Here is a 21,760-nt window from a genome sequence, read left to right on the forward strand (position 1 = left end):
CGATGTGAAGTTGTTACAGTCTCGGATCAAACCGATCTCCGGGGCGTGAATCTCATCCATGAGCCTGCCCTACTATCAGGTCGATGCCTTCACCGACCGTCTCTTTGCCGGTAATCCTGCCGGTGTGTGCCCGCTCGCCGGTTGGCTGCCGGACGAACTGCTTCAATCCATCGCGGCGGAGAACAACCTCGCCGAGACAGCGTTTATCTTGCCCTACAGCGATGGGGGCTTCGACCTGCGCTGGTTCACCCCGACGATCGAGATGGATCTGTGTGGCCACGCGACGCTCGCCGCCGCGCATGTGCTGTTCAGGCATCTCGGACATGCCGGAGAAGACGTCCGCTTCCAGACGCGGTCGGGGATGCTGACGGTCAGCCGTGACAAGGGCGATCTCCTGACGCTCGACTTTCCGGCCCGGCCCGCCACTGCCTGCGAGACGCCGCCGGAATTGATCGCGGGGCTGGGGGCGCAACCCGTCACGACAGCCAGGGCGCGTGACTACCTCGCCGTCTTTGAGACGGAAGAAGAGGTGAGGAACCTCCAGCCGGATATGGCAATGCTTTCCCTCCTCGATTGCCTGGGCATCATTGCGACCGCTCCCGGGAAGGACTGCGATTTCGTCTCACGTTTCTTCGCTCCCGGCGCCGGGGTGCCTGAAGATCCGGTGACGGGCTCCGCCCATTGTACACTGATCCCATACTGGGCGGAGCGGCTGGAACGAACGAGGCTCCAAGCTCGGCAGCTCTCCCAGCGGGGCGGCGAGCTATGGTGCGAGCATCGCGGCGATCGGGTCGGAATTGGCGGTCGGGCCGTGACCTATGCGACGGGCTTCCTCCAGGTTTCTTGAACCAAGAGAGATCTTTCATCGCGCTTTTGCGAGGTCTGATCTACCAGCAGAAAGTTATGGATCGACCCACGAAGTCGGAGTTATTCGGAAGGCGTGTTAGATTAAACCATGCGCACGGAGATGGGGCGGGCTGGCCAATCGAGCGGAGCAAGGAAGAGAAGCCGACCTTATCGCCTGAATCGACTTCCAGCCTACTACGGGATTCACGTAGAAAGAGTTGCCGCCGAAAATCCCCCCTGGCATTTTTTGGCAAAGGCCGGTCGTGTTTACCGCCCCGGCGGACTAGAGGAAACGGCAGGCCGGGCATCAGCAATTGCATTCTGCCGACTTCCCACCGAAAGGAGGGACCTTGATAACGCTTGTCTGGTGAGTCGGGAGGATATAGGTCGCTGACATGCGTTTCGGGTCCGTCGATGCCAGCCGCGAGCGATTGGAAAGCTTGAAGTCCTCGGGCTTGTTGGGCGATGCACACGGCATCGACTTCGACCGGGTAACCGAGCTTGCCGCGCGCGCCGTGAATGTCCCGGTGTCCCTGGTTTCCCTGGTGGATGAGGACCGGCAGGTTTTCGCGGGTGCCTGCGGCCTTTCGGAACCGCTCAAGACTTCGAGACAGACGCCGATCCACTACTCCTTTTGCCAGCACGCGGTGAACTTGCGCCAGCCGCTGGTCATTCCCGACGCACGCAAGAATCCGCTGGTGGCGAAGAATCCGGCGATCGAGGAATTCGGGGTGGTCGCTTACCTGGGCTTCCCGGTCCTCGGAGCGGGGCAGCACTTCTATGGTGCGGTGTGCGCGGTCGACACCGTGCCGCGGCAATGGCGCGAAGAGGAGATCGAGGTCATGCGTGGGTTCACGTCGATCGTGTCCGCACTGATCGAACAACATCTGGGACGCGTCTATCAGAAGCTCCTGACAGACGTGATCTTGCACGATCTGAAGATGCCCTTGGGACGAATCCAGGCAGCAGCGGACGTTTTCGCGGCTAGGGCCGGCGAACTGCCGCATGGGCTGGATGCCTTGGCCCGGTCCCTGAAGGGAAGCGCGGACCAAGCGAACGCAATGGTCGGCACGCTGCTGAGCAAGAACCGGCAGGTGGGGCGATGCGACGATCTCCACGGCACGGCCCAAACTGCCGCGAAGCTGCTTCGCCCTCGGGCGGAGGAAAAGGGCATCCAGATCCGCGTCGATGAGACCGCAGCCCGGATTCCCCTGGAACTTCCGGACCGGGTGATGGCGCAGGTGCTCGATCACCTGATCGCGAACTCACTCCGCTTCAGCAACATCGGCGAGGTGCGGGTCCGGATCAAACGGATCGGCGAGGCGGCCATCATCGACGTGGAGGACGACGGCCCCGGATTTCAAGCCGAGGACTACCCCCGGATTTTCCAGCGGTATGCGCCCCTGAGTGCAAAGCCCACCGGCGGCGAAGCCTCCTCAGGTCTGGGTCTTTCGATCGTAAAGACCCTGCTGGAAAGCGAAGGCGGGACCATCGTGCTGCTCAGCCGGCCGGGCGAAAGCGCCGTGTTCCGCATCACGGTGCCGGTGCGGCGCCAGGATTGAAGGGCGTGGAAGCAGTGCTTTAGAGCATCTTGCTGACGCGACGGTCAGAGTCGCCGCTTGTCGGGCGCGAAATCCGGTGGCAAGGGTGTCGTCATGAAGGCAAGGAGCATGCTTGCGATGATGTTCACAGCGGTGCTGTCGGCGACGGCGGCCGCTCAGGAGGGAAAAGCACCCGCCGCGGACGGGGCCAAGCCCATTGCGATCGAAGGCAAGGACGGAAAGTCGATTGAGGCGGAGGTGCTGTCTGCCGATGAAGACTCGGTGAAGATCCGGCGGGCGGACGGCAAGGAATTCGATCTGCCCTTCGCCCGGCTCAGCGACGCGGGAACTGCTGCGGTCCGCAAGGTGCTCGCAGAGAAAGAGGCGGAGATCGCGCGCCTGAAGGCGGAGGAGGAAGAAGACAAGAAGCCGGGCGTGCGCGCCAAGGTGCCCGAGGATCCGAAGTCGCCGGAAGAAATCACCGAGAAGGTGGTCGTGAAGAAGGGCGAGACGGTGATTGCGCGGTTTGCGGAGGCCCCGGACGGCTTGGCGCGCCCGAGGGTGGTCAAGGAGGCACCGGAGGATCGGCCCTACCTCAAGGTGGAGTTCAAGGACGGCGACCCCTTGATCGCCGCGATCACGACAACCTCCCCGAAGACCCTGAAGGTCCGCTGCCTATCAAGGAACAAGGGGGAGACCACCTACAACGTGATCACCATCCTGCCCTTGAAGACCAGCGTTCCCGGGTTCGAAAGCTGGTCCGATCCGATCGAAGAGCTGGTGTTCTTCGACTTCGCTTTCATGGAGTGACTCGCCTTCTCGGTCAGCATTGCCCCGTGGTAGCTTTGCCTTTTCGCGGTCGTGCGGGCCTATCGAAGCGTCGGGCGTTTTCACGCGCGGGGACGAGGCATGACAACCAAAAGTTCTGACTGTGAAAACGCCGTATTACACCGCCACGAGCCTTGATGGATTCATCGCGACCGAAGATGACTCGCTGGATTGGCTTTTTCCTCTCGGTGATCTGGGCGAGTCCAGTTATCCGGCCTTTATTTCGGAAGTGGGGGCACTGGCCATGGGATCGGCGACCTACGAATGGATGGTGCGCAACGCCGACAGGGTCACAGCCGAGACGGGTTCCGCGTGGCCTTACCAACAGCCGGCATGGATCTTCTCCAACCGTGAGCTGCCAAGGATCGACGGCGCTGACATCCGGTTCGCCCGTGGCGACGTGCGTTTGGTTCACGCTGAAATGTGTGCAGCAGCCGACGGGAAGAATTTATGGATCGTTGGAGGAGGGGATCTCGCCGGTCAATTTCACGATGCCGGCCTGCTCGACGAGCTAATCGTCCAGATCGGCTCGGTCACCCTTGGCAATGGCAAGCCACTTTTTCCGAGGCGGGTGTTAAGCCCCCGGCTGAGCTTGGTCTCTGTCCACCAGGTGGGTGCCGGCATGGCCGAGCTGCGCTACAAGGTGCAGAAAGACGGGGAAGACGCTCCGCCCTGAGCGAAAGTAAGCGCCAGAGCGGGGAATCGGACGGGCCGTTCGCCCAAATTCTCCATAGCCGATAGGGGTTGGGGAGGTAATTGGCTGTTGGTGCCAACCCCGCCTCCTGTTCATCCTTGCAACGCTTGGCACGGCGGGCGCTTCATGGGTGTCACCCCATGGCCATCCGAGTCGGACTTCATCACGTCACCGAATACCGCTACGACCGCGAGGTCCAATTGTCGCCGCACGTCATCCGGTTACGGCCGTGTGTCCACTCGCGAACGCCGGTTTTGGCCTATTCGCTGAACATCCAGCCGGCGAATCACTTCATCAATTGGCAGCAGGATCCTTTCGGGAACTGGGCGGCGCGGGTAGTATTCCCGGAAAAGACCCGGAATTTCCGCATTGAGGTCGATCTTGTCGCCGACATGACGGTGATCAATCCCTTCGACTTCTTCTTGGAGGAGTCGGCGGAGGAGTCTCCTTTCGAATATTCGGCGGCGTTGAAGCACGAATTGGCGCCCTATTTGAAGCTGGGCGATGACGGGCCGTTGTTCTCCACGTGGCTGGAAACGATCCCGCGTGAGAAGAAGCGGACGGTGGATTTCCTGGTGGATGTGAATTTCCGGGTTCACCAGGTGGTGGGCTATGTGATCCGGCTGGAGCCGGGGGTGCAGACTTGCGAGCAGACTTTCGAGCGCGGCACGGGATCGTGCCGGGACTCCGCCTACCTTTTGGTGCAGGCGCTGCGGCATCTGGGGTTGGCGGCGCGTTTCGTGTCGGGCTATCTGGTGCAGCTCAAGCCCGACCAAGAGTCGCTGGATGGCCCAAGCGGGCCGAAGGAAGATTTCACGGATCTGCACGCGTGGGCGGAGGTCTACATCCCGGGGGCGGGTTGGGTCGGGCTTGACCCGACGTCCGGGCTGTTTGCGGGCGAGGGTCACATCCCGCTTTCGTGCACGCCTGAGCCGGCGAGTGCGGCACCCGTGGTGGGCGGCGTGGATCCCTGCGAGACGGAGTTTTCCTGGGTGAACGAGGTAAAGCGTGTCCACGAGGACCCGCGGGTCACGAAGCCGTATTCGGACACCGAATGGGCGGCGATCGATATCCTGGGAGAGCAGGTGGATCAGATCCTGGCGGACGGTGATGTTGCGCTGACGATGGGTGGCGAGCCGACCTTCGTTTCGGTCGATGACATGGAAGGGGCGGAGTGGAATTTCACCGCCGACAGCCCGGCGAAGCGGAAGCTGGCGCTGGGGCTTTTGAAGCGGTTGAAGGATGCCTTTGGCACGGGAGGGCTGCTTCACTATGGCGAGGGGAAATGGTATCCCGGCGAACCCTTGCCGCGCTGGGCCTACACGGTGGTGTGGCGCAAGGACGGCCAGCCTCTGTGGAAGGACGAAAAGCTTTTGGCCGACCCCAACGCTGACCTTGGTCACGGGGTCGAGGATGCGCGACGCTTCGTCTCGACGATCACCGACGAACTCGGGTGTCAGCAGGCGCACATGATCGCGGGCTTCGAGGATGCCCTTTACTATGCGTGGAAGGAAAGCACGCTGCCGGCGAATGTTGACCCGTATTCGACGGATTTGGATGATCCGCTGGAGAGACGTTATCTGGCGAACTTGCTCGACCGCGGGCTCTCAAAGCCCACCGGCTTTGTGCTGCCGGTGGAGTGGGATCCGGAAACGAAGGCTTGGAAGAGCAATTTGTGGACCTTCCGCCGCGGGCGGATGTCACTGATTCCGGGTGGTTCGCCGATGGGTTTCCGCCTGCCGCTGGATTCGCTGCCGATGGCGAGCGAGGAACTGCGCTCTCAGCAAGCGGCGCTGGAATCATCGCCGATGGAAGAAGCGGGCACCCTCCCGGCCCATGGAGAGATCCTGCCGGCTGGACGCACGCTGCAGTCCAGCGTGGGCTTCAGGCCTTCGCCTCCGCCACCGGTGGCGGAGGGTGGTGGTGAGCTAATGTCCACGACTGCCATTTGCGTGGAGCCGCGGAACGGCAAGCTGCATGTCTTTTTCCCCCCGGTGACCCATCTGGAGCACTACTTGTCGTTGTTAGAGGCGGTGGAGAATGCTGCGACGCGATTGAAGCTGCCGGTGATCATCGAGGGCTACGAGATGCCATGGGACCGCCGCGTCGAGCGGATCAAGGTAACGCCGGATCCCGGCGTAATCGAAGTGAACGTGCACCCGGTAGCGAATTGGCGGGATCTGGTGGAGAACACAACGACGCTCTACGAAGCGGCACGCGTGTCCCGTCTAGGCACGGAGAAGTTCATGCTCGATGGCCGCCACACCGGGACCGGGGGCGGCAATCACGTGACGCTCGGCGGAGCGACTCCGGACCGCAGTCCCTTCCTCCGCAAGCCCGGCGTGCTGCGTAGCCTGATCACCTTCTGGCAGCATCACCCGGCGCTGTCGTATCTGTTCTCCGGCCTTTTCCTCGGCCCTACCAGCCAGGCGCCGCGTGTCGATGAAGGGCGCGACGATCGCTTGTTCGAGTTGGACATCGCCTTCGAGCAACTCCCCGAGACGGGCGATCCGCCGTGGCTGGTGGACCGCGTCCTGCGGAACATGCTGACCGATCTAACAGGCAACACGCACCGCGCGGAGTTCTGCATCGACAAGCTCTACGCACCCGGTGCCGCCAGCGCACGCCTGGGCATTCTGGAGCTGCGCGCATTCGAAATGCCCCCGCATGCGCGGATGAGCCTGGTGCAAATGCTCTTGGTGCGCTCGCTGGTGGCGTGGTTCTGGAATGAGCCCTATCACAAGAAGCTGGTCCGTTGGGGGACCGACCTGCACGACCGCTTCATGCTGCCGCATTTCATCCGCGAGGACATGAAAGACGTGGCGCTGGGACTGAAGGGCGCGGGCATCGCGTTCCAAGCATCGTGGTTGGAGGCATTCCACGAGTTCCGCTTTCCGGTCTATGGCCGGGTGGTGCACAGCGGAGTTGAAATCGAGATCCGCGCGGCCTTGGAGCCGTGGCACGTGCTCGGAGAGGAGACGTCTTCACAAGGCACGGCGCGCTACGTCGATTCATCGGTGGAGCGCATCCAGGTGAAAGTCCGCGGGGCAGTGGAAGGCCGGCATGTGCTGGTCTGCAATGGCCGCCGCATCCCGCTGGTCGCGACCGGCAGGAAAGGGGAGTATGTCGCGGGCGTGCGCTACAAGGCGTGGGACCCGTGGTCGGCCATGCACCCGACGATCGGGGTGCACACCCCGCTCACCTTCGACGTGGTGGACACCTGGAACAAGCGGTCGCTCGGCGGCTGTGTGTATCACGTGGTGCATCCCGGCGGACGGAGCTACGAAACACTTCCGGTGAACGCCTACGAAGCCGAGTCGCGGCGGGTCAGCCGCTTTTGGCAACACGGGCATACTCCCGGCGTCATCGAGCCGGCCTCGACCGGTGGCTTCGGGTATCACCGCGTGGAAGAACGTGCCGGTGGACCGGCGGTCAGCTACGTGGAAGCCCCGCCGGAAGATCCGGGCATGGAGTTCCCCGTCACGCTTGATTTGCGAATGCAGGGGTAATCTTGGTCATCACCGTCTTTGATGCCTGCGAGTTTCACGAAGCGCTGCGGAGAGGAAGGCATCGGAGCGCCCGCTCAAACCGCCGGTGCCCGCTGACCGTGCTCGCGCATGAGCCGCCGCAGGCGCTCTTGGTCGGCGGGCTTGGCCAAGTGCTCGTCAAAGCCGGCTTCGCGGGCGAGCTGCCGGTCTTCGTCACTGCCGTAGCCCGTGAGGGCGATCAACAAGGTGTGAGCCAGCAAAGGCATCGCCCGTAGTTTCCGCGCCACCTCGTAGCCATCCATGCCAGGCAGGCCGATATCCAGCAGGATCACGTCCGGCAAAAACTCCTGAGCGATCGTGACGGCATCAGGGCCGGTGTGGGCGAGTCGCGTTTGGTGGCCCAGAAGCTCCTGTAGCATCGCCATGCTCTCCGCTCCATCGTGGTTATCGTCCACGATCAAGAGCTTCATGGGCTGTTCGGGTGCGGGTGCGGCCGAGAAGCGCGCCGCGGTTGCTGGGGATCCTTTCATGATTGGCAGCCGCACGACAAACTCCGCGCCTCGTCCCGGACCCTCGCTGTGGGCTTCAATGCTGCCGCCATGGAGCCTCACCAGACGGTGAACAATCGTCAGGCCGATACCGAGACCTCCGTGGGCGCGATCCAAAGTCCGGCTCGCTTGGACGAACAACTCGAAGACGCGCGGCAGCAGCTTCGGGTCGATGCCGATGCCGTTGTCGCTCACCCGGATGACGACCTGTGGCTCCGGTGTGGTCAGATCGCGCTCCGCACTCAGGGAAATACGGCTGTGCTCGCCACTGTATTTGCAGGCATTGCCTAACAGATTTCCAAGCACCTGTTCGAGGCGCGTGGCATCCGCATTGAGATACACGGGCTCCGTTGGCAAGGAGACGGCCAGCGTCTGAGAGCGGGCCTCGCAAAGGAATTTAGCCCCCTCCCCGGCGGCGATCAGAATCGAATCGAGCAAGACGGGTTCCTTCTTCAGCTCGATCTTCCCTTCGGTGATTCGCGAGACGTCGAGCAGGTCGTCGATCATCCTGCTCATGTTGTCGATCTGGCGGCTGATCAGGGCTTGGGCCGTCGTGCGCTCGTGCCCGTTGATGCCCGGCGTTTGGAGAATTTGTGAGGCGTTGCGGAGGGGGGCCAGGGGATTGCGGAGCTCATGCGCAAGCATGGCGAGGAACTCGTCCTTGTTGCGGTCCGCCTGACGGAGCGCGGCCGCTTGCTCGGCCAATGCCCGCTCGTTCGCGCGCAGGGCGTCATCGGCCAATTTCCTCTCGGTGATGTCATTGAAGATCACCGCCACACGATTGAGCTCGGGATTACCGAAACGAGAGGCATGGACGTCGTACCAACGCAGGAGTCCGGCGGCTTGGCTTTCGAAGCGGGCGGGCTCTCCGGTCCGAGCCACCCGCCCGTAGATCTCAAACCAATAGTCCTCGTGATTCGGGACGAGTTCCTTGACCCGCTTGCCCTCGGCGCGGGAGAGGCCGGTGTGCTTTTCGAAAGACGGGCTGACCTGGAGAAAGCGGTAGTCCACGGCTTTGCCGCGCTCGTCGAAAATCACTTCGATCACGCAAAACCCTTCGTCGATGCTTTCGAACAAGGTGCGATAACGTTCCTCGGAATCCCTCAGAGCCACCTCGGCCAGCTTGCGGTCGGTGATATTGCGGATGACGCTCAGGAGTCCGGAAGGATTGCCCTCGTCATCGTATAACCGGCTCACCGCCGACTCGACGCGGATGGTCTCCCCGCTGTGGAGGACGTGGATGTGCTCGCCGCGCCAATGACCTGTCCGGCGCAGCGCTTCTCTCGCGGCCTGCTCATCGTCGGGCGAGACCCATTCGTGGTGAAAAAGTTCCCGCAGGTGCCGGCCCAGTGATTCCGAGGCGCTGACCCCGTATTGCTCCTCGGCAGCCGCATTGAGGTAGATTACCTGATCGTCCTGGTCGATCGCGATCACCGCGTCGGTCACCTTGGACAGGATATCGCTGCGGAACCGGTTGGACTCGGAATCGGAGGTTTGGAGGATGAACACCTTCGGCCCGGCTGAGCCGTCCACGACTAGGGCGTCCACTTCTCCAGCGCGAATCGCTCGAAGGGTTTCCTCGGTTTCATCGAGGCGCGCCGTCAGCTCCGAAATCTCGGTCATCAGGGCGGCGATGTCGGGCTGGATGGACGACATGGGGCAATCGGAGTGAATCTTGTTAGGGCACCGCTGTTTGGACCGGGGTGATGCCCGGCAAGCCTATGGCGGCGAGAAGCCGGTCGGTTCGCGACATGTCGCCGACGAATCTCCGCACCGGTAGCGGCTGTTGTTTCACCAGCGTGGGCGCTGCGATGATCTGTTCGCTCCGCGCCAATTCGGGATGCTGACAAATGTCGACCACCTCGAGATCATAGCGGTCCTTGAGATGCTCTTCGCAAATCCGGCGGGTGTTCACGATCGCCCGGTTCGATTGCACGGTGGGGCCCGTCACGTAGAGGCGAAAGAGATAGCGAACCCCGGCCTGCGCCCGCGCTGCCTCCTCGAAGGCTTCGAGGACTTCTGCCGGCGTTGGAGCATCGTTCATGGGACTCAATCCCGCACGGGTTGGACATCGAGACCCACCAGCACCCGATCCTCGTTGGAGAGGTCTCCGATGATTTTCTTGATGGGCTCGGGAAGACGCCGCACCAGCGTCGGCACAGCCAGGATCTGGTCGCCAGCGGCAAGTTGGGGAGTTTGCAGCAGGTCGATCAGCTCGATCCGATACTGCCCGGCCATGTGGGTCTCACAGATGCGCTTGAGGTTCGACAGTGCCGTGAGGGATTTCTCCGTCTTCCCCGCGACGTAGAGCCGCAGTTGGAACGCCGGAACCGTGGAAGTGGCAGGTTTGCCGGGTTTGGTTTTCTTGCAGTCCTTCATGCTTTTGGTTTGTTGCGGCCGTTGCCGGCCTGGCTTCCGCCGCGGCGCGTGGAAAGGGTGTCGAAATCCGTCTTCTCCGTATCCTCCCGGGCCACTTCCTGTGCCAGTGCGAAGTCCATTTCCGCGGCCTCCGATTCCGCTTGCGACTTGAGTAGTGAAATCTGGACTTCGATGGCCTTCTGGTTGGAGAGGAACCGCCGCATTTTCCGCTCGTGGTCCTGGCGGTCGATCTGTCGTGTTGCGCGTTCGCGCGCTTCTTGGGTGATCCGCGAAGTGCCGGTAAATACGCCATTCGCGCCGAGATAAACGTCGACGAGATCGATGCCTGAATCTCCCATCACGAATTCCCGGACTTGGTTGGAGTGGGACATGCCGCGCGCTTTGAGCACGTAGAGCGTGCGGTTGCGCTCGCCATTCATTTCGTGATTTCGCAGGAGCAACCAGACGTCCATCAGCGAGGAAACGCCGACTTGGGAATCCTCACTTGGAGTGATGGCCATCGTCCCGTGAGTCAGGCTGGTGAAGACCGCGGTGATATCCTGTTGCTTGAGAAAGTCGATCAGACGCATCAAGGTGGGCTTCACTTCCAGCTCGTCGCGCTCCAGGGTGAGATTGCTGATCGGATCCACCGCCACGACGGACGGTTGAAAGGCGACCACCGTGTCGTGCATCATGACCAGATGCTGCTCCAGTCCCTGAAGGGTAGGGCGCGAGGAATGAATCTGAAGAAGGCCCTTCTTGATCCATTTCTCCAGATCGATGCCGATCGAAAGCATGTTGCGAATGATCTGTTGGGCGGATTCCTCGTAGGCGAAGAGCAGCGCTTTTTCCCCCCGCTTGCAGGCCGCATCCACGAAGCTTGCCCCGATGCTGCTCTTGCCGGTGCCAGGGGAACCGGACACCAGCATGCTGGAACCGCGGAAGATTCCTTTGCCTCCGAACATCTCGTCGAGCGCGGCAATCCCGGTGGCGACCTGCTCGGTGGGAGCATGATGGTCGAGCTTCAGCGAGGTGATGGGCAGGACCGAAATGCCGCGTTCGCCGATCAGGAACGGATATTCATTGGTGCCATGGGATGAGCCTCGATACTTGACTACCCGCAGGCGTCGCGTGGAAATCTGGTCACTGACGCGGTGATCCAAGGTGATCACGCAGTCGGCCACATATTCTTCCAGGCCGAAACGGGTGATGCTCCCTTCGCCCTTTTCGCCGGTGATCAGGGCTGTGACCCCGCGGTCCTTCAGCCAGCGGAACAGGCGCCTGAGTTCGGCCCGTAAAATCGCATGGTCCGGCAGACCCGCGAAGAGTGCCTCGATCGTGTCGAGAACGACCCGCTTCGCGCCGATGGTATCGATGGCGTGTCCCAAGCGGATGAAGAGGCCCTCGAGGTCGTATTCACCGGTTTCTTCGATCTCGCTCCGCTCAATGTGGACGTGATCGAGAATGATCTTCTTGCTAGCGGCCAGTTTCTTCAGGTCGAAGCCGAGGGAGCGCACGTTGGCGGTCAACTCGCCGGCATTCTCCTCGAACATCATGAACACGCCCGGTTCGCCAAACTCTAAGGCACCACGGACAATGAACTCCGTGGCGAACAGGGTCTTTCCGGCACCCGCACTTCCGGAAAGCAAGGTGGGCCGGCCAGCGGGCAATCCACCACCAGTGATTTCATCAAGGCCTTTGATGCCTGTCGGCGCCTTGGGAATGGCGGGGTGATCGTCTGAAGAGGAGGAGGAGGCTTTGCGAGGCATGGTTTTCGAAGGTGGAGTTGCTGACTTGACCCCGATCGCAACTCTCAGGCCAAACCGCTTCCCCACGTCCCATGCTACGTCCCCGTAGGTATTTTGAGGCGTGTTCTGGGTTGTAAGGAACCCCGCGAAATTGCAATTTGCATCAGCCTGCAAAAAGTCGATCTGCGAAGCGCAATAGGACGTGGCACCCTTCTCCGTGGCCGAGGCCAAGGCCGCCGATGGCAGAAAAACAGGGCCTTGGGCTGTGGTAGTGCTTCAGGCGATTTCAGTGGTGCTTTGCTCGCAAATTTTGCGCGAAAGATTTCCCGGCGTTCGGGTAATTTCCTGCGGAGATGTCCGCCGAACCGCACAGCGCAGAGGAAAGAATCGTGGGCCTGATTGCCCGGCATCAGCCGGAGATCCATCGCTATGTGCTTTCCCTGCTGCCGGATCGCATGCTGGCGGACGATGTGGTGCAGGAGACCAATCTCGTCCTCTGGCGCAAGGCGGCGGAGTATGACGCCGCCCAGCCTTTCCTGCCGTGGGCACTCACCATCGCGTGGTATCAGGTGAAAGCCGCCCGCCGCGATTCCGGGCGCGACCGCCATGTCTTCGACGACTCGCTGGTGGAACTCCTGGCCGTGGAGAATCGAGAACACGATGCCCGCGAGACGGATCTGGAAGCCGCGTTGGAGAAGTGTCTCGGCGAGCTTTCCGAAAGCAACCGCCGCCTGATCCTCGCGCGCTACACGCCGGGCGCCTCCGTGCAGGACCTGGCGGCGGAGCGCAAGCAGACGCCGACCGCGCTTTCGCTGGTGCTGATGCGGCTCCGCAAGGCGCTGGAAGTCTGCATCGAACGCAAACTCGCCACCTCATGAAGGAAGACCGGCTCGATCTCCTGTTGCACGCGCTCTTCGAGGAGAGCCTCGGGGAGGCTGATCGCGCGGAGTTGAATGCCATGCTGGCCGCCGATCCACAGGCGCGGGCTCGCTACCGCCGGGTCGTGGCGATTCACTCGGTCTTGGTGCGCAAGGCGGCATCGCCGTCGTTCTTCGAAGCTCCGGTCACTGAGAAAGTGACCGCTTTTCCAAGGCGTTGGCTCACGGCCGTGGCGGCAGTTGCGCTGCTGGCGGGAGGACTTTCGTTCGTCGCATTGCGTCCGCGTGGGCCGGTGGCAAACGTCCTCGAAACACAAGGGGTCGCCTGGGCCGAGGGATCGGCCACGCCCTCGGCGGGCCGTTTGCCGGTGGCGGTGCCCCTTGAGTTCACGCGCGGCTTCGTGAGACTTGGCTTTCCCAGCGGGGCGAACGTGACTCTTGAAGCACCGTGCCGCTTCCGTCTGGACGAAAAGGAAGCGCTTTCCGTGCTCCATGGACGGGCCTCCGTCCACACCCCGGATGGTGCGGAGGGCTTCCGCATCGACACGCCCGGCGGTCGCTTTGTCGATCTCGGCACCGAGTTCGGGCTGGCAGTCGGCAGCGATGGCACGACACCCGTCGTGCTCACGGAGGTCTTCAAGGGCGAATTGGAGATCGAGGCGACGAGCACCCGCCTGACCGTGGGAGAAAGCCGGGCTCTCGTGCGTGAGGAGGGCAAGCCGAAGCTACTTGCCGCCCTCGACGAGTCGCCGGTGACGCTGGTCAACCATGCCCGTGCGCTGCCAGCGGCGATCTCTTCCGCGGACAATCTCGCCTCCGGAAAGCCGGTCTTTAGTCCCGGCTACTGCACCCGTCCGCACGGCTCGGTGTTTCCGCCGGAGAATCTAACCGACGGACGCCTGAATGACAGCGGGGTCCCCGGCGATTGGTCGTTCTGGCTCGCGCCGGACGGCGATGACGGGGAGTTCACCGTGGACTTGCTGCAGCCTCAGAAAGTCGGGCGTGTTTCCCTGCAAAACACCAACAACCGCGGCATCGATGATCGCGGGACGGCTGCCTTCGAGGTGTTTGGTTCGTTGGACAACAAGCACTTCTTCCCGCTGACCGATGGTGAACTCCCGCGTATCAACTCGCCTCGTGGCAGCGAGTTTCCGTTCCACGACTTCAGCTTCAGCCCCGTGGAAGCTCGATATATGAAGATGGTGGTCAGCCGGCACTATCGCCATCTCAAGCGACCTGCCAGCGATCCTCACCATGGAGGCGGACTGAATGAGATCCGGATTTTTGCCGAATGATTTCGAGAACCCACATCGGAGCGCTGATCGCGCTCGCACTGCCGGTTCACGCAGCGGTCGATTTCGCCCGCGACGTGCGTCCAATCCTGAACTCCCATTGCACGGCCTGCCACGGCGGGGTGAAGGAGGCCGGCGAGGTCTCGTTCATCTACCGCGACAAGGCGCTCGGCAAAGGGGAGTCCGGCAAGACCATCATCGTGCCGGGAGATCCGGCGGCATCGGAGGTAATGGCGCGCATTCTTTCCACCGATCCCGACGAGGTGATGCCAAAGCCCGAGCACGGGCCGCGACTGGCGGACGCCGAGATCGCCACGCTGCGCCAATGGATCCAGGAAGGCGCGAAGTGGGGTGAGCACTGGTCCTTTGTCGCTCCGGAAAAGCATCAGCCGCCAACGGTGAAAGACACGGCGTGGCCGCGCAATGACATCGATCGCTTCCTGCTCTCGAGGATGGAGAGCGAGGGCCTGAAGCCGTCGAAGGAGGCGGACAAGGCAGCGCTGTTGCGACGGGTTTCGCTGGACCTAACAGGTCTGCCGCCGTCGATCGCTGAACTCGACGCCTTTCTCGCTGACACGTCGGCGGACGCCTATGACAAGCAAGTGACGCGTCTGTTAGGATCGCCGCGTTTCGGCGAACGTTGGGCGAGCGTGTGGATGGACCTTGCCCGCTACGCGGACTCCGAAGGCCTAGGGATCGACGGGCGGCGCAACGTGTGGAAATACCGCGACTGGCTGATCTCCGCCTTCAACCGCGACCAGCCTTACGACCAATTCACCGTCGACCAACTCGCTGGAGACCTCGTGCCGAATGCGACACTGGACCAGCGGATCGCCACCACCTTTCACCGGCTCACGCAGGCGAACAACGAGGGCGGAACCGATGATGAGGAATTCCGCGTGGTGGCAACCATGGACCGGGTCTCGACGACCTGGGAGGTTTGGCAGGGTGTGACCATGGGGTGCGTGCAGTGCCACAGCCATCCCTACGACCCGATCCGCCACGACGAGTACTACCGCTTCATGGCCTTCTTCAATCAGGCCACGGACAATGACGTGCCGGAGGGCCATCCGACGCTGCGCGTGCCGCTGGATAAAGCCCGTCATGCGGAGGCCGGGAGCTTGCAGGACAAGATCAGCCGGCTCGAAGAGCAGTTGTACGAGCGGCGTCGCTCGATGGCTTCGCGTTCTTCGTGGACGAAATCCTCCGGTATGACCGGCAGCAGCAAAAGGGCGAAGCTGGAGGTGGTGAAGCATGATGGCGTGGAAGAGTTCCGCACGATCGGGAACGTCTCCGCCGGGGCGGTGCATACGCTGGACATTCCGAAGCCCACCGGCTTCCGGCAGCTCACGGCGTTCGGCGTGGAGATCCGACCGGTCGAAGAAGCCAAGGCGAGCCACACGCCTGAGTGGGGTGCGATGATCAACAAGATCCAACTGGAACTGGTGAGCCCGGACGGCAAGACGACGCCGGTCCCGCTGGCGGAGGTCATCGCGGATGAGGCACATCCGATCTTTGATCCGAACCTCTCGCTCAAGGGCTCCAACCGCGGCTGGGGGCAATACACGAAGATCTTCAAGCCACGGCACGCCATCGTGACGCTGCAGCAGCCGCTCGACATTCCGGCCGGTGCCACGATGCGGGTGATCCTTGCCCACGCCACGGATTCGGCTGGGGGAGCCTATCCGCTGATCGCGAAGCGCGGACGCATCGCGCTGACCGACAATAACGCGTGGACCACGCCCGATGCCGAGGTCGAAGCGATGAAGAAGGAACTGGCAGACGCCCGCAAGGCACTGGCGGGGATTCCCGCCACGACCACACCCGTGATGCGCGATTTGCCGCCGGAGTTGGCGCGTGAGACCCGCCAATTCATCCGCGGCAACTGGATCGACAAGGGCGCGTTGATCGACAAGCCCGGCACGCCCGTGGTGTTTCCACCGATGCCGGCGGGCAAGCCAGCGGATCGCCTGACGATGGCCCAGTGGATTGCCTCTCCGAGGAATCCTCTGACCGCGCGCGTCGCTGTGAACCGCTTCTGGCTGGAACTCTTCGGCACGGGCATCGTGCCCACGCCCGAGGACTTCGGCTCGGCCGGTGAGAAGCCGACGCATCCCGAGCTACTGGACACGCTGGCGGTGCGCTTCCAGAGCGACATGAAGTGGAGCATCAAGTCGCTGCTGCGCGAACTGGTGACCAGTGCTGCCTACCGCCAGGATGGAACCACCTCCCCGGAAATGGCGGAGCGCGATGCCGGCAACCGCCTGCTCGCCCGCGGCCCTCGCCAACGCCTGACCGGTGAGATGGCCCGCGATCACGCGCTGGCGGCAAGCGGACTAATCACCCAGCGCGACGGCGGCGCTCCAGCCTATCCGCCGCTGCCAGCGGGCGTGTGGAGGCCCTTCGATGCCGGCGACAAGTGGATGACACCGCCCGAGGGCGATGCGGGCCGCTACACGCGCTCGGTGTATGTCTACTGGAAACGTAGTATTCCGTATCCGACGCTGGCCACTTTCGATGCTCCATCGCGCGAGCTGTGCTCGAAGCGGCGGATCCTTTCCAACACGCCCCTGCAAGCGCTGGCCGTCTTGAACGACCCGGCATTCCACGAGTGCGCGCAGGGTCTTGCCCGGCAGATGAAATACCAGGTGGGCGGCGATGGGGATGCCCGGCTATCGCTCGGCTACCGCACTACGACTTCGCGAACCATTACGCCGGATCGACTCGGCGAACTGCGGGCGCTTTTCCAGAAGCTGGAGAAGGACTATGCCGCGAATCCCGATCTCATGAAGGGGATGGCGGGCACACCCGATGGCGCGGCCTACACCGTGATCGGGTCGGTGCTGCTCAATCTCGATGAAGCCTTGATCCGCTGAAACCATGTTTCCCGACGTTCAAACCGAAAAGCTCCGGCACATCACCCGCCGTCGATTCCTGCGTGACTGCCCGGGAGGAGTTGGCGGGCTGTGGCTTGCGGCCCAGGGACTCGCCGGGGCCGCGGGGAAACTCAAGATTTCCCACGACCCGACCGCGCCGCTCGCGCCGTTGCTGCCGTCGTTCGCGCCGAAGGCGAAGCGGATCATCTACCTCCACATGGATGGCGCGCCCAGCCAGCTCGAACTCTTCGACTACAAGCCGGTGCTGGCGAAATACAACGGCAAGGAGTGCCCGAAGGAATACCTGGAGGGCCAACGCTTCGCCTTCATCCAAGGCGTGCCGAAGATGCTCGGCCCGCAGTTCGCCTTCAAGCAGCACGGCCAGTGCGGCGCGTGGGTGTCCGACCGGCTGCCGGAGCTGGCGAAGCACGTGGACAAGCTGTGCTTCATCAAAACGATGCAGACGGACCAGTTCAACCACGGTCCGGCGCAGCTCCTCCTTCACACCGGCAACCAGAACCTCGGCTATCCCGCGATGGGTTCGTGGCTCACCTGGGGTCTCGGCACGGAGAACCAGAACCTGCCCGGCTTCATGGTGCTTATTTCGGGCGGTCGCTTCCCACGAGCCGGTGCCTCGCTGTGGGGCAGCGGTTTCCTGCCTTCTGTCTATCAAGGCGTGCAGTGCCGGTCCGCCGGAGATCCCATTCTCAATACGACCAATCCCGCGGGCATCAGCCGCGATGTCCGTCGGGCGGCGCTGGATACGCTGGCCAAGCTCAATACCAAGGCACACCAGGACTTCGGTGATCCCGAGACGATCACCCGCATTGCCCAGTATGAAATGGCCTATCGCATGCAGGTCTCGGTGCCTGAGGTGATGAGCATCGCGGACGAGCCCGCCCACATCCACGAGATGTATGGCACCTCGCCGGGTAAGGATTCCTTCGCCAACAACTGCCTGCTTGCCCGCCGTCTCGCAGAGTCCGGCGTGCGCTTCATCCAGCTATTCGACTGGGGCTGGGACTCGCACGGGTCGAATGCCGGCGAGTCGCTCAACGACGGCTTCGTGAAGAAGTGCCGCGACATCGACAAGGCGATCGGCGCACTGCTGACCGACCTGGAGCAGCGGGGAATGTTAGAGGACACCTTGGTGGTGTGGGGTGGCGAGTTTGGCCGCACGCCGATGCAGGAGAACCGCGGCGGCGGCGAGGGCAACCAATTCACCGGCCGTGACCACAATCCGAATGCCTTCACCATCTGGATGGCGGGCGCGGGCGTGAAGCCGGGCTTCACCTTCGGCGAGACGGATGAAATGGGCTACCACGTCGCTTCTGACCCGGTGCACCTGCGGGATTTCCACGCGACGATGCTTCACCTCTTCGGCTTCGAACACCAGCGGCTGGCCTTCCCATTCCAAGGGCTGGACCAGAAGCTCACCGGCGTGAAACCGGCGAAGGTGGTGAAGGGGATTCTCGCGTAGAGGGGAAAAAAGTTTCGTTTCCGCGAGGGGTTGCGACGGTCCCCGGCGTTGTCCGGGTGAAATGCTCAAGATCGCCTTCCTCGCCGTCCTTCTGTTCAGCTCTTTCGCGACGGCGCAGGAGGCCAGGCTGAGGATCGCGTCCGTGGACATGAACCGGCTGTTCGACGGTTACCATCGCACGGAGACGGCAATCAAGGAGATCAACATCGAGCAGGCCCGCATCCTGAAGCAGAGCAACGACCGGCTCGTGCGGATCCGCGAGATCAAGGACTCGCTGGAGAAGCTGATTAAGCAGCTCGAGGATCCAACCCTCGCGGAGTCGAAGAAGCAGCAACTCCAGAAGCAGGGGAGCGAGCTGCGGCAGGAGGGCATCGAGCTGGAGCGAGAGCGAAAGGACTTCATGACGCGCCGGGGCCAGATGCTTCAGGAGCGAGTGACGCAGCAGAGGCAGGGGCTGCTCGCGGAGGTGCGCAAGTTGGTGGAGGAAGAAGCGAAGGCGGGAGATTACGACTATGTGTTCGATACTTCAGCGGTCAGCAATTCGGGATCGTCCTTTGTCATTTCATCCGGCTCGCCCGACAACCTCACGGATCGTCTTCTCACGAAACTGAATGACGGTGCCGCTAAGAAGGAGGCCGTGAAGCCGGATACTGAATGATCGATGTGCCCCAACTGACCAGCGGGCTGGTCCGCTGCGAGGAAGCCGCCTGGCGAGACTTCCACGGCGGCTATTTCTCGCGGCTGAAGGCACAGGCGATGGCGCGCGGTGTGGCAGAAAGTGATGCTGCCGAGGTGGTGCAGCGTGTTTACCTGCGGATCCTGCGTCATGTGAAAGTCTTCCAAGCCGATACGGACTTCGATGCCTGGCTGTCCTGCCTGGTGCGTTGTGAGTCGATCGATGCGGGCCGCCGTGCCAACCGGCGCACTTGGATGGGCGAGCGATTCCAGCAATGGCAGGAGCTTCGCCGCCCGGGCTCGGTGGCGGAGGGTCTCGACCTCGAATCGGCTATGAACCAACTCGAGCAATGCGAGCGCGAGCTGCTGGTAAGACACTATGTCGAAGGCTGGTCCCAGGAGGAACTCGCCCGCGAACAAGCAACCACGCCGAAGGCGGTGGAATCGAAACTGGCCCGTCTGCGGAGGCGTTTGAGAGTCCTGCTGGAGAACCCCGATGTCTGTTAGAGAATGAATGCCGCCGATCCACGGGAACAGGAGATACTTGAACGCACGCTGCAAGAGGTGCGGCGGACGCGCCGCCGTCGCACCACACGGAAGCTGGCGGTGCTGCCTTTGGTGCTGGTCGGGATTGGCGCGGGATGGCTTGCGCTTCAACATGCACCTCCATCTGCCGCTGGCTCCCCGGCGGTGGTGGCTATTTCCCAGCCTGCCGAGCCACCCGCTGAAACGTTCACGGTGATGGAGTGGACGAGTGGCATGCCCTCGCTGGTCGAATACTCCGGCAGGGATCTCGGCAATTTGGAACTTACCTTCAGCTTGGAGCCGGTGGTGACGTTCCCCGAGGAGAACGAGAGCTGGTGAGAAGGGGAGTTGCAAAGCGCGGCACGGTGGCTAGACCCGGCGCGTGAACGTGATTTTGGCATCGGCCTCACCGCGACGGCGGGAACTGCTTTCCGCCGCTGGAGTGAACTTCGAAGTCGTGGCTTCGCCCGCAGAGGAGATCCACGATGCGTCGGTCCCGCTCGATGAGCTTTGTGAAAAGAATGCCGAACTGAAGGCGCTGGCGGTGGCGGAGGATTACCCTGACTCCGCGGTGATCGGCGCCGACACGTTGGTGTGGATCGAGGGCGAGCCGCTCGGCAAGCCGCGCGATCTGGACGAAGCGCGCATGATGCTGAGGAAACTCAGCGGCCGGTCGCATACGGTTTGCACCGGTGTTTGCGTGGTCTTCCCCGGAAAGACGGTGAAGCGCTTTCACGAACTGACCACCGTGCGATTCCGTCCGCTGGATGAGGAAACGATCACCGCCTACTTCGAAAAGACCAACCCGCTCGACAAAGCAGGCGCTTATGGAATTCAGGACAGCGGAGAGATGATCGTGGAGGGCATCGAGGGAGCTTTCGACAATGTCATGGGCCTGCCGGTAGCACGGCTGTTGGAGGTGCTTCAGAATGCCTGACCGATCAGGGGATCTCGCGGCCTTCAAGAATGGCGAGAGAAAAGGGATCTCCGGCCTCGGCGAATTCCCGGAGGTGGGTTGTGGCAAGCTCGCGAACCTCGGGTGAGGGGTTTTGCAAGGCGGCTTGAAGCACCTGCCATTCGGAATACCGGTCGAGCAGATAGCGGGCTTCGGTGATGGTGGCTGATGGGAGGATAGCCCGATATTCTGCGCGGACTTTGTCCTCGAGAAACTGAATATCCCGGAGGTCCTGATCGCGACCGGTGTTGAGCTTGGTCTCGATCAGGTCGAGCGGATGGGGAAGGATCAACCCGTCAGAACGCTTCCGACCACGCTCGAAAAAGCCATCGAAAGCTTCCAGCTCCACCTCGTTCGGCTTGCGAAAGACATCGAGCGGACAATCGAGCCCTGAAATTCGGATCATGCCGGTCTCCTCGACACCCTCGGCGAGAGCCGTGCCTCGCACAGGAACCCAGCCCGGCAAACGCTGGAGAAGAAGGTCGCCGAACCGATCGCATTCTTCCTCGATGGCCCGACTCCACGAGCCGGCGTTTATCATCGGTTCCAGCCAGATATCAGCATCCTTGGTTTTCCGGTCCAGACCGTGAGCCACAACGGCCAAGCCGCCGATCTCAATGACCCTGAATTTGGCGGTCAACTGGCGGATGAAGCGGTCGCTTGGGGTCCCCATCGTTCGATATCTTTAGCGACTTGCTGGGCGATTTGCCAGTCGTCGGCCAACGAGTCGGGATTGGCCAGCCAAGGCTCGCTATTGGAAAGGTCGACGGCAGGCTTCACCAACGGTCCTTTGCGACCGGCAGCGATACGCTCCCGCAGGCGCTTGCGTGCAAGGCGGGCGGCAAAGTCCTCCTGCAGGCGGCGGATGCTCGGGCGATAGCCTTGATTCATCATCCGGGGAACATTAACCGCCACCGTAGGGAAAGGCAAGCCAGCGGACATGGCATCAGTCCTGGTGTAAGTCGGCGGAGAACTTGGATCGCGGCAGATAACCGTCGAGGGCAGTGATGGAGCTTTCGACAATGTCA

General features: G+C 62.4%; 19 protein-coding genes. 13 read left to right on the forward strand and 6 right to left on the reverse strand.

The window, feature by feature from the left end; genetic code table 11:
- Positions 1–58: 58 nt before the first annotated feature.
- From OKA05_RS02655 to OKA05_RS02675, 5 genes are all read left to right on the forward strand, one after another.
- On the forward strand, positions 59–847 hold the full coding sequence (locus OKA05_RS02655) for a PhzF family phenazine biosynthesis protein (protein WP_264485544.1): 789 nt from the start codon (positions 59–61) through the stop codon (positions 845–847).
- Positions 848–1,241: 394 nt separating this feature from the next.
- A complete protein-coding gene (locus OKA05_RS02660) occupies positions 1,242–2,408 on the forward strand; it encodes a GAF domain-containing sensor histidine kinase (protein WP_264485545.1) in 1,167 nt (388 codons plus the stop codon).
- Positions 2,409–2,501: 93 nt separating this feature from the next.
- On the forward strand, positions 2,502–3,197 hold the full coding sequence (locus OKA05_RS02665) for a hypothetical protein (protein ID WP_264485546.1): 696 nt from the start codon (positions 2,502–2,504) through the stop codon (positions 3,195–3,197).
- 121 nt (positions 3,198–3,318) lie between these two features.
- Positions 3,319–3,891 carry a dihydrofolate reductase family protein gene (locus OKA05_RS02670; protein ID WP_264485547.1) on the forward strand — a complete coding sequence of 191 codons (573 nt, stop codon included), beginning with the start codon at positions 3,319–3,321 and terminating at the stop codon, positions 3,889–3,891.
- A gap of 158 nt (positions 3,892–4,049) precedes the next feature.
- On the forward strand, positions 4,050–7,418 hold the full coding sequence (locus OKA05_RS02675) for a transglutaminase family protein (protein ID WP_264485548.1): 3,369 nt from the start codon (positions 4,050–4,052) through the stop codon (positions 7,416–7,418).
- 74 nt (positions 7,419–7,492) lie between these two features.
- On the opposite strand, the gene OKA05_RS02680 is transcribed toward OKA05_RS02675, so the two are convergent.
- Genes OKA05_RS02680 through kaiC form a run of 4 tightly spaced genes read right to left on the reverse strand, consistent with a single transcriptional unit; the run spans position 7,493 to position 12,072 of the window.
- Positions 7,493–9,601 (reverse strand): PAS domain-containing hybrid sensor histidine kinase/response regulator, encoded by a 2,109-nt coding sequence (locus OKA05_RS02680; protein WP_264485549.1) that lies wholly within the window; start codon positions 9,599–9,601, stop codon positions 7,493–7,495.
- A gap of 22 nt (positions 9,602–9,623) precedes the next feature.
- On the reverse strand, positions 9,624–9,989 hold the full coding sequence (locus OKA05_RS02685; protein WP_264485550.1) for a circadian clock KaiB family protein: 366 nt from the start codon (positions 9,987–9,989) through the stop codon (positions 9,624–9,626).
- Positions 9,990–9,994: 5 nt separating this feature from the next.
- A complete protein-coding gene (locus tag OKA05_RS02690; RefSeq protein ID WP_264485551.1) occupies positions 9,995–10,324 on the reverse strand; it encodes a circadian clock KaiB family protein in 330 nt (109 codons plus the stop codon).
- Positions 10,321–12,072 (reverse strand): circadian clock protein KaiC, encoded by a 1,752-nt coding sequence (gene kaiC, locus OKA05_RS02695; RefSeq protein WP_264485552.1) that lies wholly within the window; start codon positions 12,070–12,072, stop codon positions 10,321–10,323. Before kaiC ends, OKA05_RS02690 begins: the two co-directional genes overlap by 4 nt.
- Before the next feature lie 332 nt (positions 12,073–12,404).
- On the opposite strand from kaiC, the gene OKA05_RS02700 reads away from it, so the two are divergent.
- The 8 genes from OKA05_RS02700 (at position 12,405) to OKA05_RS02735 (ending at position 20,714) form a co-directional block, all read left to right on the forward strand.
- Complete coding sequence (locus OKA05_RS02700) at positions 12,405–12,929, forward strand: sigma-70 family RNA polymerase sigma factor (protein WP_264485553.1); 525 nt, start codon at positions 12,405–12,407, stop codon at positions 12,927–12,929.
- Positions 12,926–14,224: a discoidin domain-containing protein gene (locus OKA05_RS02705; RefSeq protein ID WP_264485554.1), complete on the forward strand. Its 1,299-nt coding sequence runs from the start codon at positions 12,926–12,928 to the stop codon at positions 14,222–14,224. Before OKA05_RS02700 ends, OKA05_RS02705 begins: the two co-directional genes overlap by 4 nt.
- Positions 14,221–17,097: a PSD1 and planctomycete cytochrome C domain-containing protein gene (locus OKA05_RS02710; RefSeq protein WP_264485555.1), complete on the forward strand. Its 2,877-nt coding sequence runs from the start codon at positions 14,221–14,223 to the stop codon at positions 17,095–17,097. Before OKA05_RS02705 ends, OKA05_RS02710 begins: the two co-directional genes overlap by 4 nt.
- Before the next feature lie 4 nt (positions 17,098–17,101).
- Positions 17,102–18,577, forward strand: coding sequence for a DUF1501 domain-containing protein (locus tag OKA05_RS02715; RefSeq protein WP_264485556.1), 1,476 nt, complete (start codon positions 17,102–17,104; stop codon positions 18,575–18,577).
- A gap of 61 nt (positions 18,578–18,638) precedes the next feature.
- Positions 18,639–19,235, forward strand: a complete 597-nt coding sequence (locus tag OKA05_RS02720; RefSeq protein WP_264485557.1) for an OmpH/Skp family outer membrane protein — start codon at positions 18,639–18,641, stop codon at positions 19,233–19,235.
- Positions 19,232–19,759, forward strand: a complete 528-nt coding sequence (locus OKA05_RS02725; protein WP_264485558.1) for an RNA polymerase sigma factor — start codon at positions 19,232–19,234, stop codon at positions 19,757–19,759. The genes OKA05_RS02720 and OKA05_RS02725 overlap by 4 nt, the downstream gene beginning before the upstream one ends.
- Before the next feature lie 3 nt (positions 19,760–19,762).
- Complete coding sequence (locus OKA05_RS02730; protein WP_264485559.1) at positions 19,763–20,116, forward strand: flagellar basal body-associated FliL family protein; 354 nt, start codon at positions 19,763–19,765, stop codon at positions 20,114–20,116.
- A gap of 43 nt (positions 20,117–20,159) precedes the next feature.
- A complete protein-coding gene (locus OKA05_RS02735; protein ID WP_264485560.1) occupies positions 20,160–20,714 on the forward strand; it encodes a Maf family protein in 555 nt (184 codons plus the stop codon).
- 4 nt (positions 20,715–20,718) lie between these two features.
- On the opposite strand, the gene OKA05_RS02740 is transcribed toward OKA05_RS02735, so the two are convergent.
- Positions 20,719–21,405: a hypothetical protein gene (locus tag OKA05_RS02740; protein WP_264485561.1), complete on the reverse strand. Its 687-nt coding sequence runs from the start codon at positions 21,403–21,405 to the stop codon at positions 20,719–20,721.
- Complete coding sequence (locus OKA05_RS02745) at positions 21,369–21,674, reverse strand: hypothetical protein (protein ID WP_264485562.1); 306 nt, start codon at positions 21,672–21,674, stop codon at positions 21,369–21,371. Before OKA05_RS02745 ends, OKA05_RS02740 begins: the two co-directional genes overlap by 37 nt.
- Positions 21,675–21,760: the final 86 nt, after the last annotated feature.

This window comes from Luteolibacter arcticus, from assembly GCF_025950235.1.
GTDB classification, from domain to species: Bacteria; Verrucomicrobiota; Verrucomicrobiia; order Verrucomicrobiales; family Akkermansiaceae; genus Haloferula; species Haloferula arctica.

Bases quoted from the DNA above. Each gene is read 5' to 3' on its own strand.
- OKA05_RS02655 (WP_264485544.1), top strand. From the start codon at position 59: ATGAGCCTGCCCTACTATCAGGTCGATGCCTTCACCGACCGTCTCTTT.
- OKA05_RS02660 (WP_264485545.1), top strand. From the start codon at position 1,242: ATGCGTTTCGGGTCCGTCGATGCCAGCCGCGAGCGATTGGAAAGCTTG.
- OKA05_RS02665 (WP_264485546.1), top strand. From the start codon at position 2,502: ATGAAGGCAAGGAGCATGCTTGCGATGATGTTCACAGCGGTGCTGTCG.
- OKA05_RS02675 (WP_264485548.1), top strand. From the start codon at position 4,050: ATGGCCATCCGAGTCGGACTTCATCACGTCACCGAATACCGCTACGAC.
- OKA05_RS02680 (WP_264485549.1), bottom strand. From the start codon at position 9,601: ATGTCGTCCATCCAGCCCGACATCGCCGCCCTGATGACCGAGATTTCG.
- OKA05_RS02685 (WP_264485550.1), bottom strand. From the start codon at position 9,989: ATGAACGATGCTCCAACGCCGGCAGAAGTCCTCGAAGCCTTCGAGGAG.
- OKA05_RS02690 (WP_264485551.1), bottom strand. From the start codon at position 10,324: ATGAAGGACTGCAAGAAAACCAAACCCGGCAAACCTGCCACTTCCACG.
- kaiC (WP_264485552.1), bottom strand. From the start codon at position 12,072: ATGCCTCGCAAAGCCTCCTCCTCCTCTTCAGACGATCACCCCGCCATT.
- OKA05_RS02700 (WP_264485553.1), top strand. From the start codon at position 12,405: ATGTCCGCCGAACCGCACAGCGCAGAGGAAAGAATCGTGGGCCTGATT.
- OKA05_RS02705 (WP_264485554.1), top strand. From the start codon at position 12,926: ATGAAGGAAGACCGGCTCGATCTCCTGTTGCACGCGCTCTTCGAGGAG.
- OKA05_RS02710 (WP_264485555.1), top strand. From the start codon at position 14,221: ATGATTTCGAGAACCCACATCGGAGCGCTGATCGCGCTCGCACTGCCG.
- OKA05_RS02715 (WP_264485556.1), top strand. From the start codon at position 17,102: ATGTTTCCCGACGTTCAAACCGAAAAGCTCCGGCACATCACCCGCCGT.
- OKA05_RS02720 (WP_264485557.1), top strand. From the start codon at position 18,639: ATGCTCAAGATCGCCTTCCTCGCCGTCCTTCTGTTCAGCTCTTTCGCG.
- OKA05_RS02725 (WP_264485558.1), top strand. From the start codon at position 19,232: ATGATCGATGTGCCCCAACTGACCAGCGGGCTGGTCCGCTGCGAGGAA.
- OKA05_RS02730 (WP_264485559.1), top strand. From the start codon at position 19,763: ATGAATGCCGCCGATCCACGGGAACAGGAGATACTTGAACGCACGCTG.
- OKA05_RS02740 (WP_264485561.1), bottom strand. From the start codon at position 21,405: ATGGGGACCCCAAGCGACCGCTTCATCCGCCAGTTGACCGCCAAATTC.
- OKA05_RS02745 (WP_264485562.1), bottom strand. From the start codon at position 21,674: ATGTCCGCTGGCTTGCCTTTCCCTACGGTGGCGGTTAATGTTCCCCGG.